We start from the raw sequence: 16278 nt of genomic DNA, 5'->3' as shown, positions 1-16278 counted from the left end.
CAGTGCGGGTGGACGGGTGTCAGCGGACGGCGGGATCGGCGACGGCGGCCGGGGCTGGAGCCGTGGCCGGACCGGTGCCGAAGTACTTGCGCTGGTAGGCGCGCCAGGTGATGGCCCAGCGCTCCGGCGCATCAAGATCGTCGTGGTGGATGTGGTGGACCGTCTGGTTGTGCGGGGCGGTGCGCACCGTTTCCGGTTCCTCGCGGCATTCGCGCACCACCTCGGCCAGGGCCGCCACGTACTCGTCGATCTCGGACTTGGAGTAGGACTCGGTGGGCTCCAGCGTGAAGGGCTGCGCCACCAGGTAGGGGTGGTGGCTGGTCCAGTAGTGCATGCCGAAATCGGAGAGCCGGATGCCGATCTCCTCCGAGGAGATGCCCGTCTCCTCGAAGAGGTCCTGCCAGGAGTAGCGGACCTGCTCGATGCGCCGCTTGCCCTCGGCGTAGGGGGCGCTGGCGCCGGGGATGGCCAGGACCTGGCCGAGCAGGTAGTTGTTGTTCAGCACGGCGATCTCGGCCACCTGGCGCAGGCCCTCGGCACCGAGGGCCATGATCCAGGCGTAGGCGCGGATGATGTTCGGGGTGACGCCGTAGAACGGGGCGATCTTGCCGACCGACTGCGGGCGGTCGCCGTTGATGACGAACTTCTCGCCCACCTTGTCGATGGTCGGGCCCGGCAGGAACGGGACCAGCTTGGCCGAGACGGCGCTGGCACCGGCGCCCGGACCGCCGCTGGCGTGCGGGGTGCTGAAGGTCTTGTGCAGGTTGAAGTGGCACAGGTCAAAGCCCGCTTCCCGGGCGCGGGTGATGCCCAGGATGCCGTTGGCGTTGGCCTGGTCGTATGCCGCGAGGCCGCCGACGCCGTGCACCAGGTCCACGAACTCGCGGATCCGGGCGTTGTAGATGCCGGTGTCCTCCGGGTTGGTGATCATCAGCGCTGCGGTGCGCGGGGAGATGGCGGCCTTGAGGGCCTCGATGTCCGGGTAGCCGTCGGCGTCGGGCATCAGGGTGATGACCTTGTATCCGGCGGCCTTGGCGCAGGCGGCGTTGGAGGGGTGGGAGAAGATCGTGGTGATGACCTCGTCGCGGGTCCCGCCCTCGCCGTTGGACTCGTGGTAGGCGCGGATCATGGCGATGTTGGACCAGATTGCGGCCGATCCGCCCTGGGTCTGCAGGCTCACGCGCTCCAGGCCGGAGATCTCCGCCAGCAGCTGCTCCGTCCGCCAGAAGATCTCCAGGATGCCCTGGACCTTGGCCTCGTCCTGCAGCGGGTGCAGGTCCATGGCCTTGGTGGTGCGCAGCACCACCTCGTTGATCTTCGGGCTGTACTTCATGGTGCAGGTGCCCTGGCCGATGTCGACGTTGAAATCGGCGCCCAGGTTCTCCTGGCTCAGGCGCAGGAAGTGGCGCACCACGCGCATCTGGGCCAGTTCGGGCAGGGCGGGGGCGGCGCTGCGCTTCACGGCGGCCAGCTGGCCGGCGCGGCGCTGCAGGGCCTCGGATTCCCGGGCCGCGGGGCGCTGGACCAGCACACCGCGTTCGCCGGGGGTGCTCAGTTCGAAGATGATCGGCTCATCCCAGCTGGCCTGGTGGAAACGGCGCAGGGCTGGCTTGGGTGCTACGGGAAGGCTCATCTCAGTTCTCCTTGAAGGTGGTGGCCAGCACGGCGGCCAGCTGGTCAATGTCGGTGGTGGCGGTCAGCTCGGTGACGCACACGAGCAGGCGGTGCTCACCCACCACCACACCGGCGTCGATGTCGGCCGCGCGCAGCAGCTCCACCAGGCGGCGTGCGCTCACGCCGGTGGCGGCGAAGTCGATGGTGAACTCGCGCAGGTGCAGCGCCGTGTCGGTGAGCTCGACGCCGTCGAGCGCCGCCAGCGTCTGGCGGGCGTAGGCGGTGCGGGCCAGCAGGGTTTCGCCCAGTTCGGCCATGCCGGCCGGTCCCATCACGGAGAGGTACACGCCGGCGGCGATGCCCCAGAGGGCGGCAGCCGTTCCCACCCATTCCTTGCCCTCTTCGCGCAGCGCAAAGGACGTCCGGTCCCAGGCCACGTCGCCGAAGCCGTACTCGCCGGGCACGGTGGTGCTTTCGATGCCGAAGAGGCGCGAGGGCATTTCCAGCACAAACCTGGGGTCGTCGTGGACGGCGATGAAGCCGCCGCGGCCCCCGCCGAACCACTGCCGCACGCCCAAGGACTGGATGTCGCCGCAGACAATGTCGGCTCCCCAGTCAGCCGGCGGGGCCAGCACGCCGTAGCCAATCGGGTCGGTGCCGACAACCACCAGCGCGCCGCGGCAATGGGCCGCTTCGGCCAGCTCTGCGCCGGCCGCCTCGAGCGCACCGAAATAGCTGGGGGCCTCCAGCCAGACGGCGGCCGTCTCGTCGCTGATCAGGCTGCGGACCGCGGCCAGGTCGGCCGTGCCGTCGATGGTGGGGACAACCACCAGGTCCAGGAACGGGCGGACGTAGTCGCGGACCTTGGACATCTTGTCCGGGTGCACATCGCTGGCCACGATGACCGAGCGGCGGCCGGTGATGCGGCCTGCCATGGCCAGCGACGTCGCCGTGGCCTGGTACCCGTCGTAGGTAGGGACGTTCACGACGTCCATGTTCAGCAGCTCGGCCATCAGGGACTGGTACTCGAACAGGGCCTGGAAGCGTCCGTGGTCCTCATAGGGCTCCCCGGCGTAGGCCGTCAGGAACTCGCTGCGGTTGATGACATCGTCCACCACGGCGGGGATGTAGTGGTTGTAGGTTCCAGCCCCCAGAAAGGTCAGGTATTCGCGGGTGCTGGTGTTTTTGGCCAGCAGCGAGCTGACATGGCGTTCCAGGTCCGCCTCGGCCAGGAAAGGCTCGGGCAGGTTCAAGAGGCCCTTAACCCGCAGCTCGGCGGGGATGTCGGCGTAGAACTCCTCGATGCTCTCCGCGCCGGTGGCTGCCAGCATGGCTGCCCGGGACTCGGGGGCGGTGTTCGGGATATATGGATGGACGGCTTGTTCCGTCATGAGGTCACCTCTGCTGTTGGAGTGGAAAGGATGGTCGAAAAGGTTGTGGTGCCGGCCGGCTCCGGGCGGAGGACGACGGCGTCGGTGTGGGCGTGCTGGACCACCAGCACGCCGCGGGCGGGAAGGGTGTGGACGGTGGACGGGCCGTCGGCGGACCGGCCGTCGGCGGACCGGCCGTGGGCGGACCGGCCGTCGGCGGGTCCATCGCCGACAAGGATGAGGGCGCCGGCCGGAAGCCGGGCCGCCACGGGGTCCGTGCCGCGGTTGAGCACGAAGGTGAACGCGGACTCCGGTCCGCGGCGCACCACCAGCTCCACGGCCTCGCCGGCCGCGGTGGTGGCCGGTGCCGGGCGCAGGACCACGCCCGCCTCCTCGAGGATCTCCCCGACCAGCGCGCGCAGGCCGTCGTCGTCCAGGGCCGCGCTGAGGTACCAGGCGCTGCCGGCCCCGTGCGTCCGGACGGTCACGGCGGCGCGGCCGTCGAGCTCGCCGCCGCGGTAGCTGGCCACGGTGCGCGCGTCAACGGGCTCCAGCCATTCGCTGATGGTGTGGACACCGTGCGGTGTGCCGGCGAGCACGATCTCCCCGGTCTCGCCGTCGGGCAACGGCCACACCTCGTCCACTTCGACCCCCAGCAGGGGTCGAAGCAGCCCGGGGGCGCCGCCGTCGTGCATGTGGTCGTTGGCATCCACCACGCCGGAGAATGGCCCAACGACGACCGTCCCGCCGCCGGCGGCGAAGGCCTCCAGCTGGGCGGCCAGCTCGGCCTGCACCAGGTACAGGTTGGGCACCAGTAGCACCTTGTAGCCGGACCAGTCGGCCCCGGCGCGGACCAGGTCCACGGTGGCGCCTCGCCCGAAGGCGGCACGGTGCCAGGACCGCGCGGCCTTGATCCAGGTCAGCCGGTCCGTCGGCAGCGAGTCCGGGGCGGCCAGCGCCCAGTTGGAATCCCAGTCGCAGAGCATGGCCACGTCGGCGGCCACCCGGCTGCCCTTGACAGCGGCCAGCCCGGCCAGTTCGGCGCCGAGGGCCTTGCATTCGGCGAAGGTGCGGCTGCGTTCGCCGCGGTGGCCAAGGATGGCGGCGTGGAACTTCTCCGGGCCGAACCTGGCCGCGCGCCACTGGAAGTACATGATGCCGTCGGCGCCGTGGGCCATCGCCTGGTAGCTGTCCAGCCGCATCACGCCCGGGGCCTTGGGCACGTTGACCTCGCGCCAGCTGACGGCGCTGGCGGACTGTTCCAGCAGCAGCCACGGCGCGCCGCCCTTGGCCCCGCGCATCAGCGCGTAGTTCAGCGCCGCGTCCACGTGGGCGCGGGGGTCGGCCGGGTCCGGGTAGGCATCGTCGGTGACGATGTCCTCGGCGTCGGCGAACTTGAAGTAGTCCAGATCGGGCAGGATGGACATGAAGTTGGTCGTGACCGGAAGCTCCGGCGTGACCTCGCGCAGCACCGCCACCTCGGCGGCGAACAGTTCCAGCATGGCGTCGGAGGAGAAGCGCTCGAAGTCCAGCCGCTGCGTGGAGTTGATCGGGCCGGTGGCCAGCCGCGGCGGTTCGATGGCCTCAAAGTCCAGGTAGTGCTGCCCCCAGCAGCTGGTCCCCCAGGCCTCGTTCAGTGCGCCGATACTGGCGTACTTGGCCCGCAGCCAGGTGCGGAAGTGCGCCCCGGAGGCCTCGCACCAGCAGCGGGAGACGTGGTCGCCGTACTCGTTGGAGACGTGCCACAGCCGCACGGCCGGGTGGGTGCCGTAGCGCTCGGCCATCGCACGGGTGAGCTTGAGCGCGTACTCGCGGAACACCGGCGAGCTGAAGCAGTAGGCCTGCCGGGAGCCAAACTCCAGGCGCACGCCCTCGGCCGTCACCGGGAGGACCTGCGGGTGCCTGCGGACCAGCCAGGCCGGCGGGGTGGCCGTGGCGGTGGCCAAGTCGACGGCGATCCCGGCGTCGTGCAGCAGCTCGATGACCTCATCCAGCCAGCCGAAATCAAAGCGGCCCTCCTCCGGTTCCAGCAGCGGCCAGGAGAACACGGAGACGGTGATGAAGTTGACTCCGGCCTCCTTCATCAGGCGCACATCCTCGGCCCAAACCTCCCGCGGCCACTGCTCGGGGTTGTAGTCGCCCCCGAATGCGATGCCGTCGAGTTTCACAGTGCGGGTCATCCTTTGACCGCCCCTCCCATAAGTCCGGATACGAATTGCTTTTGAAAAACCACAAACACGATCAGCAGCGGCAGCGTGGCCAGCAGCGAGCCCAGCATCAGGCCGGAGTAGTCCACCCGGGACAGCCCGATCATGGTGTTCAGCGCCACCGGCAGGGTGTACTTGTCCTCGCTGTTGAGCATGAGCAGCGGCCAGATGAACGAGTTCCACTGGCTGATGAAGGTGTAGATCATCAGCGCCGCCAGCTGCGGCCGCGCCACCGGAAGGACAATCCGGTAGAACGTCTTCAGCTCGCCAGCCCCGTCGATCCGGGCCGACTCGATCAGGCTGTCCGGGAATTCCTGGAACGCCTGGCGCATCAGGAAGATGCCGAACGAGTTGGCCAGGAACGGCAGGATCAGGGCCTGGTAGCTGTCCACCCAGCCCAGGCTCGCCATCATCTGGAACAACGGCACCAGCAGCACCTGCATCGGGATCATCATGGTCAACAGCACGGCGCCGAGCACCAGGCCGCGGCCGCGGAAGCGGAACTTGGCCAGGCCATAGCCGCACATCGCACTGACGATCGCGGAGAAGAAGGTGTAGACCACGGCCACCAGCAGGGAGTTGACCATCACCTGGCCAAAGTTGGTCTCCGCCTGCAGCCGGGCCAGGTTGGTCCACAACTCCCCGCCCGGCAGCAGCGGCAGCGGCGAGGCGAACAGCGACGACGTTGTGTGGGTGGAAGCGATTACCATCCACAGGAACGGGATGATGCTCAGCACCGCGCCGGCCGCCAACGCGAGGTAGACGGGCAGACGCTGGAGGGTCTGGATCACGGCTTCTCCCTCATGATGCGGAACTGGACAACGGAAATGATGGCGATCAGGGCCACCAGCAGCCAGGCAATGGCCGAGGCGTAGCCGAAATCAAACTGGCGGAAGCCCACTTTGTAGAGGTAGAGGACCGGGGTGAGGGTCGCGTCGCTGGGACCGCCACCGGTGAGGATGAAGTTTTCGTCGAAGAGCTGCAGGGCTCCGATGGTGGAGGTGACGGTGCTGAAGAGGATCACCGGGCGCAGCTGCGGGATGACAATCTTGGTGAACGTGGCCCAGCGGCCCGCGCCGTCGATCCGGGCGGCCTCGTACAGCTCGGCCGGAATGCCCTGCAGGCCGGCCAGGATGATGATCATGTTGTAGCCGGTCCAGCGCCAGATGATGGAGGCGATCAGCGCCACCCGGGCCCAGACCTCGCTGTTCAGCCAGTCGACCGGCGCCATGCCCACCATGCCCAGCAGCTGGTTCACCGCTCCCCCGTCCGTGGCCAACATGATCCGGAAGACCAGGGAATAGGCCACCAGCGTGGTGACGGCCGGCAGGAAGTGCAGGGCCCGGAAGCCGGTCTTGAAGCGCAGCCAGGACTGGTTAAGCAGGTAAGCCAGACCGATGGCAATGCAGATCATCAGCGGCACCTGGATGACCAGGATCAGGAAGGCGTTGAACAGGCTCTTGGACACCAGCGGATCCTGGAACAGCCGCACGTATTGGGCACCGCCGACAAACTTCGATTCCCCACCTGTGGTGGTGAAGAGGCTCTGCCACAGGGAGGAGGCCAGGGGGTAGAGAAAGAAGACAACAAAGAGCGCGGCGGCCGGCAGGACAAACCAGAAGCCCGGACGACGGCGGCGCGGCCTGCGGGCGCCGTCCCGGCCCGCCGCCTTCGCGGCGGCCCGGAGAAGCGTTGAGGTCATGAGCTACTGCGCAATCTTGCGGCTGGTGGCGGTGGCAATCTGGTCCGCGGCCGACTTCAGCGCCGCGGCCGGATCCTCGTGGTTGAGCACGGCGGCCACCACGGCGTTGGCCACGATGTCCCCGGCCTTGGAGTTGTCACTGGTGTAGCTGATGGAGGGGATGTTCCGGGTCTGCGCAGCGAACAGCTCGTAGGCCTTCTGGCCGGCGAAATACGGCTGCGGTTCGTGGAACAGCGGAGCGTCCAGGGCCGGCAGGTAGGACGGGAACAGACCCTCCTCCTGCATCATCGACACCTGGTTGTCCTGGCTGGCCAGGACAAAGCTGATGAAGGAACCCGCCAGCTGGGGGTTCTTGGCTTGCGTCGGGATGGCCACCGTGGAGCCGCCATTGTTCGAGGTGCGGGCGCCGCCCGCGGCGAAGGCCGGCAGCGGCACCACGGCGTACTTTCCGGCCAGTTCGGGCATTTCCGAGGTCAGCGTGCCGGTCCACCAGACGGCCTCGGGGGTTACAGCGGATTTGCCGTCCTTGGCGGCGCTGACGCGCCCGTCCCAGCCCTTGACGTTGTTGAGCAGGCCTTGGTCGTTCATCGCCTTGATGACGGACAATGCGCTGACGGCCTCATTGGAGCTGACATCAATGTCGCCTGCGCTGGTGAACAGGCCCTTGCCCTGCTGCTGGAGCATCATCTGGAACAATCCGCCGGTGGACAGGTCCGTGGAGACCAGCGTTTTGCCGGTGGCGGCCTTGATCTTTTCCCCGGCCGCGAGCAGCTGGTCCCATGTGCCCAGCGACGCCGGGTCCACGCCGGCCGCCGCGAGGTAGTCGGTGCGCACGTACAGCGCCACGGTTCCGGAGTCCCAAGGCAGCGAGAGCAAGTGCCCGTCGGCATCGGTGGAGGCGGAGACCTTGGACTGGTCAAAGTCCGCCTTGCCCGCGCCCACCAGCGGCACCAGGTCCGTGAATCCCTTCGGGAACTGGTGGATGTAGCCGGGCATCCGGTCCGTTTCAACCGTGACGACGTCGGGAAGTCCACTGTTGGCCTGCAGCCCCACCGACAGCTTGTCGTAGGCGTTGTCGTAGCCAACGTCCACCACGTTGACGGTGGTGCCGGGGTGGCTGGCCGTGTAGGTGCCGGCCAGGCGCTTGAGTGCGGTGGCGGCGGTGTCCCAGCTCCATACTGTGATCTCGCCGGACACTGCGGCATTTGACTCCAGGCGGGTGCCGGATGGGGCTGGCACACCGCCCGCTGCGCAGCCGGACACCAAGCCCAAGGCCAGCAACGGGGCTCCCAGCTTCACGAATTTGAGCATTTGACTTCCTTGTCTCGACCAAAATTCTGTATACAGTACACACTGTACAACATTGATTGTGATGGTCAACACGTTTCTGACACGCGAAGGCGCAGAAGGGGGACATGGTTGATCCGACGCTCACGCTCAGCGAGACGCCGGTAACAGCGCATGTCTCGCCGTCTCCGGGATGTGTTGACGAAACTTCCCGCCGGGCGTAGACCGGGCCATATCGTTTATTCGCGGGCCGTCGCCTGATGGCCTGCATGTTCTGAGGAGCAGGCCATGGCAGTCGCAATCATTATGGAATTCACCGGCGCCACCTTGGCGCAATATGACGAGACCATCAAAAAAATGGGTCTGACCCCCGGCGGCCCGGCTCCGTCCGGCGCCATATCGCATTGGGCAGTCGCTACAGAGAACGGACTACTCGTCACTGATGTCTGGAAGTCCCGCGAGTTGTACGATGCCTTCGCGCAGGAACAGATCGGTCCGATCACAGCTGAGGTCGGTTTTCCGGATGCTCCGAAGGTGACTTACTACGACGTCCACAGTTACTTCACTCCCGGCGCCGACGCCTGATCCCCCGAGCCCTGCCGGCGGCGGCCCAGCCACGTGATCGTGCCGGTTCCTGCTGATCGGAAGTGGGCGCGGTTAGCTCGCGGCAGGCAAGGCGTCCGGGATGCGGGGCTTGGCGTTGCCGGCGAACGTGAACTTGGCGTCGTCGCCTTCGCCTTCCACATCCACCACCACGATGTCGCCGCCGTGCAGTTCGCCGAAGAGGATCTTCTCGGAGAGCTGGTCCTCGATCTCGCGCTGGATGGTGCGGCGCAGCGGCCGGGCACCCATCGCCGGATCGTAGCCGCGGGTCGCCAGGAGCACCTTGGCCGCGGGTGTGAGCTCGATGCCCATGTCCTTGTCCTTGAGGCGCTTCTCCAGCCGGCCCACGAACATGTCCACGATCTCGATGATCTCGTCCTGGGTCAGCTGCGGGAAGACCACAACGTCGTCAACACGGTTCAGGAACTCGGGGCGGAAGTGCTGCTTAAGCTCCTCCGTGACCCGGGCCCGCATCCGGTTGTAGCCGGTCTGCGTGTCCGTGCCGGACTGGAAGCCGGTGGCAACGGTCTTGGAGATGTCCCGGGTGCCGAGGTTCGTGGTCATGATGATCACGGTGTTCTTGAAGTCCACCACGCGGCCATGGGAGTCGGTCAGGCGGCCGTCTTCCATGATCTGCAGCAGAGAGTTGAAAAGATCGGCATGGGCCTTCTCCACTTCGTCGAACAGCACAACGGAGAACGGACGGCGCCGGACCTTCTCGGTCAGCTGGCCGCCCTCGTCGTAACCGACGTAGCCCGGAGGGGCACCGAAGAGACGCGACACCGTGTGCTTCTCCGAGTATTCGGACATGTCCAGGGTGATCAGGGCATCTTCTTCGCCGAACAGGAACTCGGCGAGGGCCTTGGCCAGCTCGGTCTTGCCCACGCCGGTGGGGCCGGCGAAAATGAACGAACCGCCCGGGCGCTTCGGGTCCTTCAGGCCCGCACGGGTACGGCGGATGGCCCGCGAAACCGACTTAATCGCCTCCTCCTGGCCCACAACACGCTGGTGCAGCTCGTCTTCCATCTTCAGCAGCCGGCTGGATTCCTCCTCGGTCAGCTTGAAGACCGGAATGCCGGTGGCATTCGCCAGGACCTCGGCGATCAGTTCCTCATCGACTTCGGAGATGTCGTCCATGCCGCCGGTCTTCCACTGGCGCTCCTTCTCTTTACGCTCGGCGGCGAGCTTCTTCTCCTTGTCGCGGAGCGCTGAGGCGCCCTCGTAGTCCTGCGAATCAATCGCAGATTCCTTCTCCAGCTTCATCGCGGCGATCTTCTCGTCCATGACCTTGAGCTCCGGCGGGGCCGTCATCCGGCGGATGCGCAGCCGCGCGCCGGCCTCGTCAATCAGGTCGATCGCCTTGTCCGGCAGGAAACGGTCCGAGATGTAACGCTCGGACAGGTTCGCCGCAGCGACCAGCGCGCCGTCGGTAATGGTGACACGGTGGTGCGCCTCGTACCGGTCCCGGAGCCCCTTGAGGATCTCGATCGCGTCGCCCACGGAGGGTTCCTTGACCTGGATCGGCTGGAAACGGCGCTCCAGGGCAGCATCCTTCTCGATGTGCTTGCGATAGTCATCCAGCGTCGTCGCACCGATGGTCTGGAGCTCGCCCCGGGCCAGCAACGGCTTCAGGATCGAAGCCGCATCGATGGCACCCTCGGCCGCACCGGCACCCACCAGGGTGTGGATCTCGTCAATGAACAAAAGAATGTCGCCGCGGGTGCGGATCTCCTTCAGGACCTTCTTGAGGCGCTCTTCGAAGTCACCGCGGTACCGGGAACCTGCCACCACGGACCCGAGGTCCAGGGTGTAGAGCTGCTTGCCCTTGAGGGTTTCGGGAACATCACCACGGACAATCGCCTGCGCCAGGCCTTCGACGACGGCTGTCTTGCCGACGCCGGGCTCACCAATCAGCACCGGATTGTTCTTCGTGCGGCGGGACAGGACCTGCATGACGCGTTCTATTTCCTGCTCGCGCCCGATCACGGGGTCCAGCTTGTTCTCGCGCGCCGCTTGGGTCAGGTTGCGGCCGAACTGGTCCAGGACCACGGAACCGGCGGGGGTGCCCTCGGCCTGGTCCTGGCCGCGGCCGGCACCGGTGGTTTCGTTGCCCTGGTAACCCGAGAGGAGTTGGATGACCTGCTGGCGGACCCGGTTCGGGTCCACGCCGAGCTTGACCAGCACCTGGGCGGCCACGCCTTCACCCTCACGGATGAGGCCGAGCAGGATGTGCTCGGTGCCGATGTAGTTGTGTCCCAGCTGCAGGGCCTCGCGCAGCGAGAGCTCCAGCACCTTCTTGGCGCGCGGGGTGAAGGGGATGTGGCCGGACGGGGACTCATGGCCGGGGCCGAGAATCTCCTGCAGCTGCTCGCGGACGCCGTCGAGCGAAATGCCAAGGGACTCCAGGGCTTTGGCGGCAACACCTTCACCCTCATGGATCAGACCCAGGAGGATGTGTTCGGTACCAATGTAATTGTGGTTCAGCATGCGTGCCTCTTCCTGGGCAAGCACAACTACGCGACGGGCACGGTCCGTGAATCGCTCAAACATTTCGCCACCCTCCTGGCTGCCACCTACCTTGATGCTACGTCGCTTCGGACCCGCTTGGGGCGTTGGCCGGAGGCAGGATATTAGAGAACCTGATTCATCGGACGTGTCCGATCCGCCGTCGCGACCCATTGTCCTCGACGAGCTGCCCGCCGGGAGGTAAGCTGGCTTACTACCGAGAAGCGGCAGACATCAATCGCAAAGGTAAGCCGATGACCGAGAATCCGCACGGCGGCCAGGAGGCTGCGTCCCAGGCCCGGCGTCCCGCGCCGAGTGCCGACGTCCCGGCCGATCAAGCCCGCAGCGGTGCAGACGTGGGCGAGGCGGTCGACATCGCCGAGTCGGGCACCAAAGCGCAGGGCGACCACTCGCATCCGGAACGGGCCAAATCAGGCGAGGCGCCCGTAGAGCAGGTGTTCAACGACCCCGCCATGACCGAAGGACAGCGGACCGCCACCCGCTCTGCGACGACAGCCGGCGCCGTGCCGCCTGGACCGTCACCTGCCGAAGCCGGATCCGGCGGGGCCCAGTCCCCTGTTGGGGCTCGGGAGTCGGACCGTCTCGCGGCCGGCGAGCCGCCGACCACAGGTAAGCCCTTCGACGCCGGCACAAAAGACGCCGAAACCGACACCGACGGCTAGCCCGTTTGCGCTGAGCCCCGCATTCGCATCGCGTCTGCACCAAGGATCGAAAAATGAAGAAAGAGCTGAACGAGGCCGCGGACGCGGTCGAGGAGGCATCGAACTCCAGGGCTCTTGTGATCGCTGCCAGGTCAGGTTTTGCCGTCAGCGGACTGTTGCACGTTCTGACCGGCTCCGTCGCCATCCAGTTGGCCTTCGGCAAGGCGGGACAGGCCGACCAGGGCGGTGCCGTCGCCCAACTCGCCGGCCAGCCCGAGGGACTGCTGCTGCTGTGGACCGGATTCGCCGCCTGTGTGGCCCTGGCCCTCTGGCAAACCGGAAACGCCGTGTTCGGCTACGGTCAGCAGGAAGCCAAGAAGAAGGTCGGGAGGAAATTTTCCGCAGGGGGCAAGGCGGTGGTGTTCGCCGTCATTGCGCTGACGTTTGCTGCCTCCGCCAGCGGAAACAGCAAAAGCAGCGGACAGTCCACCAGCGATTTCACGGTCTCAATCATGAAAGCACCTTGGGGTCCATTCCTGCTGATCGCCATCGGAGCCGCGATCGCCGTCGCCGGCATTGTCTTCGTGGTCCTCGGAATCAAGGCGTCCTTCAAGAAGGATCTGCGGCTGCCGGCCTCGGAGACCGGCCGGTCCGTTGTGATGGGGCTGGGCGTGGTGGGCTACGTAGCCGAGGGCGTCGCACTGTTTCTGGTGGGCTTGCTGTTCATCATTGCCACCCTAAACGCCCGCCCGCAGGAGTCCACTGGCCTGGATGGCGGATTGAAGGCGCTGCGCGAGCAGCCGTACGGGGTATATCTGCTGACCGCCGTCGGCGCCGGCCTGATCTGCTACGGCCTATACCTGATGGTGAAGACCAAATTCGCGCGGATGTAAGCTGCCCGTCAACGGCCGGCTCCTGGTCCATTGACCTGAGGGGAACGGCCGGGCCGCCCTGGACGGCAGCCACGCCGAGCGCCCCGACAGGCGGCGGGGCATCAAGCCATGGCGGGTGGCCGTCCTGGCTGGAGGCTATGCCCAGAATGCGTCACCCTGTGCTGTGTCTGCGAAGAACTCCCGGCCCTCAGTAATCTGTCCGTCCCGAAGCTGGAACGCGAGTGCGCCGTCCCTGTCCAAAGTTTTGCCGTTGCTCTCAGCATGCTCGTGCTGCAGCGCCACCGAGTGGTCTTCCCCTCCGATGATCTCCTGGACGGTCACTTTGAAGCTGCCGTCGGAGCGTGTCCCCAGCTCGCCGAAGTACGCCAGGATCGCCTCGCGTCCCTGCTTCGTACCCGAAAGGACGCCGTTTCCGGCAGCATGCCAGACTGCGTTCTCCGCGAATAATCCGCCGAGCGTCGCCACATCCCCTGCAATGAAGGCCTCGTATCCGCGCCGGACCAGTTCAGCATTCTCTTCGGTTCCCATGCCGGGTACCTCTCCGTCATCGTCGTCGGGTCACTCTCGAACGGCTTAAGGCTATTCCCGGGCAATGTTCTTGTCGATGGGTCATCGGCATCGGCTAAACCGCCAACGAATCTGCGAAAAAACCGCCAAATGTTGTGAATCGCAGCGGTGAGTGGCGGTGTTCTGCCGGCGCTCGGTGACGTAGTCACCTAACGCCGGGACGAGCAGGATCGATCACCTGGACGAGAATACCGACGCGGGGCTGGTGCACCTCGACCGCGACGCCCTTGACGCCGGGCGCTGAACGCACACCCGGCGCCTGAGGCTCACGACACCGCTGACTCGGGACCGGCTGGCGCGGCCGCCGCCCTGAGGATCCACGTCCGGAACTCCACCGCGAAATGCTCCAGGTGCTGCTGGATTACATCCGGCCCGCAGGTGGCCGGCAAGGTCACCGAAAGCGTCGCAGTGAACCCGTCGGGTTCCTCATCGAACGCGTTCGCGATCGAGCCGACGACGGTGCCGTCCTCGAGGAGCATCTGGGATCGGCGGCCGGCCGGCTTCGCGCTGGTGTCGGACGGCCGCTTCACCACGACGCTGTCATCCCACTCGCGCATGAAGAACGAGCAGACATACTCCCCGAGCGTCTCGACGATGTTCACGGTGAGTCCTGGCTCCGCGTGGATCGAGTAGTGCTCCGGATGTCCGGTCAGCATGACGTCCTCGCGGCCGAAGGCGCGTGCGAGCCAACCAGTGAACTGCGCTGCCGTGATGCCGTGTGCGCGGAGCCTCGTGGTACCGGTCGTCTCCTGACCGCTGGAACGTTCGACGTTGGTCCGAAGGAAGGCGTCGCCGGCCGCGATCTCGTCGCGCAGGAGTTCCAGGAGACGTTCGCGTCCGAGCTTTCCTTTTAGCAATCCCAGTGCTCTGCGGGCGGAGAACAGTTCGAAGCCGTCAATGCTCTGGTCGGTGTCCTCACCTACCAGGCGCACCCAGTGCTCCGGCGTGGATTCCACGGGCGCGTCGATATTCATCGCGTACCGTCCGCCCTCGGAGCATTCAGCTGCGGTTCGAGGTCCTGGATGGGCAGCTGCATGTACGAGGCGTGCTGACCGCCGGTGTGGATGACGTGCTTGCCGGTATTGGCGCCGACGTACTCACGGATCGCGGGCATAAGGGTTCCGAGTAGGTTGCGGGAGCTGATGATGAAGCGCAGTTGTTCGCCGGGGTGGAACGCGAGACCGATTGGGAAGAGATCAATTTCGATCTCGACGATCTCGCCGGGTGAAAGTTTCTGGATTCGGTCGAAGCTGTGCGCTGGTACGTCATCGCTTGTCAGTGTCTCGTCTAAGTGGCGCGCTGACACGCGGAGCCGCCCATCGGATCCCTTGTACCGCAGGATTGTTGCTCCGTGGTCGGTGAGGTCGTGCGCCATGGCGCTCTGGTTGGGAACGGTGAATGCCTGCAGCGGGGTTCCCTAGGCGTCGAGCTTCTGCACCAGGACGAAAAGGTCCATGTCGTCGGCGCCGTCCGCTTCGACCCAGAGGTGTGCCTTCGGGTAGCCGACCGTCACCGTCTCCTGATCGAACCGGGTCAGGAATGACACCGCGTTCGGGTTAGAGGTCACGGCGTAGCCGGCCTTGGCCTCCTCGGCCGGCACGTCGGTGGTCAAGGTGCGCGAGCGGGCGTCGAGGTAGAACTTCGTGGACACCATGTCCCTTGGCGGGAATGCGTCCGCAGGTACCCCGACCCGGTCGCCGCCTTCGAGGTCGAGGACTGAATAACGCACACGCGGCGTGGCTTCCCAGCCGTTGTCCTCATCCTTCAAGTAGCGGTCAAAGAATCGGCGCAGGTCCTCTACGTTGGCCTCGTCGTAGTAGTCCGGCCATTCCTGCCGGTTGTGGATCCGCAGCCATTTCTCCTCTGAAGCGATCCGGCGCCAGGCCCGGAACGTTCCCGCCGTGTGAAGTGTGTTCGAGTAGCTGGCCACGATGTACGCCGGTACGGTGATGCGGTCAAAGGCGGGGATCTTGTTCTCCCACAACTCGTTCATCAGCGGGTAACGCTCCGCCTCGGCAAGGATGTCTTCTTTCTGGTTCTTGCCGAAGAAGCTGCCGTCCTGCAGTTGCTGAGCGAAGCCGGTGTCGGGCATGCCGCCGCGCATCACAAGGTCACGGTAGACATCGCTCACGCCCTCCCACGGGTTGATCGCCGCTAAGTGGGGTGGCTGCTCGGCCGCTGTGAACCACTGTGAAACGGCCAGATAGGACGTTCCGCTCATACCGACCTTTCCGGTGCACCAGGGCTGTTCCGCAAGCCACTCGATCAGGTCGTAGCAGTCGCGCCCTTCCTGGCGGTCCCAGAGTACGCTGTCGCCCTCGGAGTCGACCACGCCGCGGACATCCGGGTTGCAGACAGCGTACCCTTGCGCGCACCAGTAGGCCGGGTCCGGGGCCTCGAACTTTTCCAGACCTGAAACCACACCGTTGTCCAGGCCCACCAAGCCGAAGACGCCCATCACGCTGGCGGAGGTCCCTTGGCCCTTGCCGTACGGGCTCCAAGCCACGATGACCGGTACCTTCTCAACACCGACGGGACGGAACACATCAACGTGGATCGTCACACCGTCCCGCAGCTCAACGGCAGCATCCTTTTCAAACACAACATCCACCTGCAGAGGACGGAACTGAGGCGCTACCTTGAAGCCCAGCTCCAGGGTTCGGGTGCCCGGATCGAACCCGGTCAACAGACCGGTGCGGGCAGCCGGCAACGGATGGGATGGGACGAATATCTTCTGGTCTTCGCTCATGACGGACTCCTTTTGGCTCGTGGCCCTGGGACAACTCTTAATTCGATGCGAGCGTACGCCGTATCAATCCATTAAATCAACAGCTGTTGAGAAAATTGCCGGGTCGGACTAGATTTGAG

12 protein-coding genes and 1 pseudogene are annotated in these 16278 nt (G+C 65.9%); 3 read left to right on the top strand and 10 right to left on the bottom strand.

Going from position 1 to position 16278, the window contains the following annotated elements; translation table 11 throughout:
* Nucleotides 1–19 precede the first annotated feature (19 nt).
* From gcvPB to ABIB26_RS09310, 6 genes are read right to left on the bottom strand one after another with little or no spacing between them, the layout of a single operon-like run.
* Nucleotides 20–1633 (bottom strand): aminomethyl-transferring glycine dehydrogenase subunit GcvPB, encoded by a 1614-nt coding sequence (gene gcvPB, locus ABIB26_RS09335; RefSeq protein ID WP_354241725.1) that lies wholly within the window; start codon nt 1631–1633, stop codon nt 20–22.
* A 1-nt stretch (nt 1634) separates the two neighbouring features.
* Nucleotides 1635–3005 carry an aminomethyl-transferring glycine dehydrogenase subunit GcvPA gene (gcvPA, locus tag ABIB26_RS09330; RefSeq protein ID WP_354241722.1) on the bottom strand — a complete coding sequence of 457 codons (1371 nt, stop codon included), beginning with the start codon at nt 3003–3005 and terminating at the stop codon, nt 1635–1637.
* The gene (locus ABIB26_RS09325) at nt 3002–5164 is read right to left on the bottom strand and encodes a beta-galactosidase (RefSeq protein ID WP_354241719.1); all 2163 of its coding nucleotides are present in this window, start codon (nt 5162–5164) and stop codon (nt 3002–3004) included. The genes gcvPA and ABIB26_RS09325 overlap by 4 nt, the downstream gene beginning before the upstream one ends.
* Entirely contained in the window at nt 5161–5982 is an 822-nt protein-coding gene (locus tag ABIB26_RS09320; RefSeq protein WP_354241716.1) for a carbohydrate ABC transporter permease, read from the bottom strand. Before ABIB26_RS09320 ends, ABIB26_RS09325 begins: the two co-directional genes overlap by 4 nt.
* The gene (locus ABIB26_RS09315; RefSeq protein ID WP_354241713.1) at nt 5979–6893 is read right to left on the bottom strand and encodes a carbohydrate ABC transporter permease; all 915 of its coding nucleotides are present in this window, start codon (nt 6891–6893) and stop codon (nt 5979–5981) included. The genes ABIB26_RS09320 and ABIB26_RS09315 overlap by 4 nt, the downstream gene beginning before the upstream one ends.
* A 3-nt stretch (nt 6894–6896) precedes the next feature.
* Nucleotides 6897–8204 (bottom strand): ABC transporter substrate-binding protein, encoded by a 1308-nt coding sequence (locus tag ABIB26_RS09310; protein ID WP_354241711.1) that lies wholly within the window; start codon nt 8202–8204, stop codon nt 6897–6899.
* A 264-nt stretch (nt 8205–8468) separates the two neighbouring features.
* Between ABIB26_RS09310 and ABIB26_RS09305 the strand changes: the two genes are divergently transcribed.
* Nucleotides 8469–8765 carry a hypothetical protein gene (locus ABIB26_RS09305; RefSeq protein WP_354241709.1) on the top strand — a complete coding sequence of 99 codons (297 nt, stop codon included), beginning with the start codon at nt 8469–8471 and terminating at the stop codon, nt 8763–8765.
* 72 nt (nt 8766–8837) lie between these two features.
* Here the strand turns inward: ABIB26_RS09305 and ABIB26_RS09300 are convergent, their stop codons facing one another.
* Nucleotides 8838–11333 (bottom strand): ATP-dependent Clp protease ATP-binding subunit, encoded by a 2496-nt coding sequence (locus ABIB26_RS09300; protein ID WP_354241706.1) that lies wholly within the window; start codon nt 11331–11333, stop codon nt 8838–8840.
* A 209-nt stretch (nt 11334–11542) separates the two neighbouring features.
* Here ABIB26_RS09300 and ABIB26_RS09295 point away from each other — a divergent pair, with 209 nt between their 5' ends.
* Together ABIB26_RS09295 and ABIB26_RS09290 are read left to right on the top strand one after the other, a co-directional pair.
* Nucleotides 11543–11971 (top strand): hypothetical protein, encoded by a 429-nt coding sequence (locus ABIB26_RS09295; protein WP_354241703.1) that lies wholly within the window; start codon nt 11543–11545, stop codon nt 11969–11971.
* 53 nt (nt 11972–12024) lie between these two features.
* Nucleotides 12025–12843 carry a DUF1206 domain-containing protein gene (locus ABIB26_RS09290; protein ID WP_354241700.1) on the top strand — a complete coding sequence of 273 codons (819 nt, stop codon included), beginning with the start codon at nt 12025–12027 and terminating at the stop codon, nt 12841–12843.
* A gap of 135 nt (nt 12844–12978) precedes the next feature.
* On the opposite strand, the gene ABIB26_RS09285 is transcribed toward ABIB26_RS09290, so the two are convergent.
* The 3 genes and pseudogenes from ABIB26_RS09285 to ABIB26_RS09275 form a co-directional block, all read right to left on the bottom strand.
* A complete protein-coding gene (locus tag ABIB26_RS09285) occupies nt 12979–13371 on the bottom strand; it encodes a nuclear transport factor 2 family protein (protein WP_354241697.1) in 393 nt (130 codons plus the stop codon).
* Between the two features lie 305 nt (nt 13372–13676).
* Entirely contained in the window at nt 13677–14384 is a 708-nt protein-coding gene (locus tag ABIB26_RS09280; RefSeq protein ID WP_354241694.1) for a hypothetical protein, read from the bottom strand.
* Nucleotides 14381–16159: pseudogene (locus ABIB26_RS09275) on the bottom strand (CocE/NonD family hydrolase). The gene ABIB26_RS09280 and the pseudogene ABIB26_RS09275 overlap by 4 nt, the downstream one beginning before the upstream one ends.
* Nucleotides 16160–16278 lie beyond the last annotated feature (119 nt).

This window comes from Arthrobacter sp. UYEF20, from assembly GCF_040546335.1.
Lineage (GTDB): Bacteria > Actinomycetota > Actinomycetes > Actinomycetales > Micrococcaceae > Arthrobacter.
This window is presented reverse-complemented; position numbering and strand designations above follow the sequence as displayed.

Bases quoted from the DNA above. Each gene is read 5' to 3' on its own strand.
- ABIB26_RS09290 (WP_354241700.1), top strand. From the start codon at position 12,025: ATGAAGAAAGAGCTGAACGAGGCCGCGGACGCGGTCGAGGAGGCATCG.
- ABIB26_RS09305 (WP_354241709.1), top strand. From the start codon at position 8,469: ATGGCAGTCGCAATCATTATGGAATTCACCGGCGCCACCTTGGCGCAA.
- ABIB26_RS09285 (WP_354241697.1), bottom strand. From the start codon at position 13,371: ATGGGAACCGAAGAGAATGCTGAACTGGTCCGGCGCGGATACGAGGCC.
- ABIB26_RS09315 (WP_354241713.1), bottom strand. From the start codon at position 6,893: ATGACCTCAACGCTTCTCCGGGCCGCCGCGAAGGCGGCGGGCCGGGAC.
- ABIB26_RS09295 (WP_354241703.1), top strand. From the start codon at position 11,543: ATGACCGAGAATCCGCACGGCGGCCAGGAGGCTGCGTCCCAGGCCCGG.
- ABIB26_RS09300 (WP_354241706.1), bottom strand. From the start codon at position 11,333: ATGTTTGAGCGATTCACGGACCGTGCCCGTCGCGTAGTTGTGCTTGCC.
- gcvPA (WP_354241722.1), bottom strand. From the start codon at position 3,005: ATGACGGAACAAGCCGTCCATCCATATATCCCGAACACCGCCCCCGAG.
- ABIB26_RS09310 (WP_354241711.1), bottom strand. From the start codon at position 8,204: ATGCTCAAATTCGTGAAGCTGGGAGCCCCGTTGCTGGCCTTGGGCTTG.
- ABIB26_RS09280 (WP_354241694.1), bottom strand. From the start codon at position 14,384: ATGAATATCGACGCGCCCGTGGAATCCACGCCGGAGCACTGGGTGCGC.
- ABIB26_RS09325 (WP_354241719.1), bottom strand. From the start codon at position 5,164: ATGACCCGCACTGTGAAACTCGACGGCATCGCATTCGGGGGCGACTAC.
- gcvPB (WP_354241725.1), bottom strand. From the start codon at position 1,633: ATGAGCCTTCCCGTAGCACCCAAGCCAGCCCTGCGCCGTTTCCACCAG.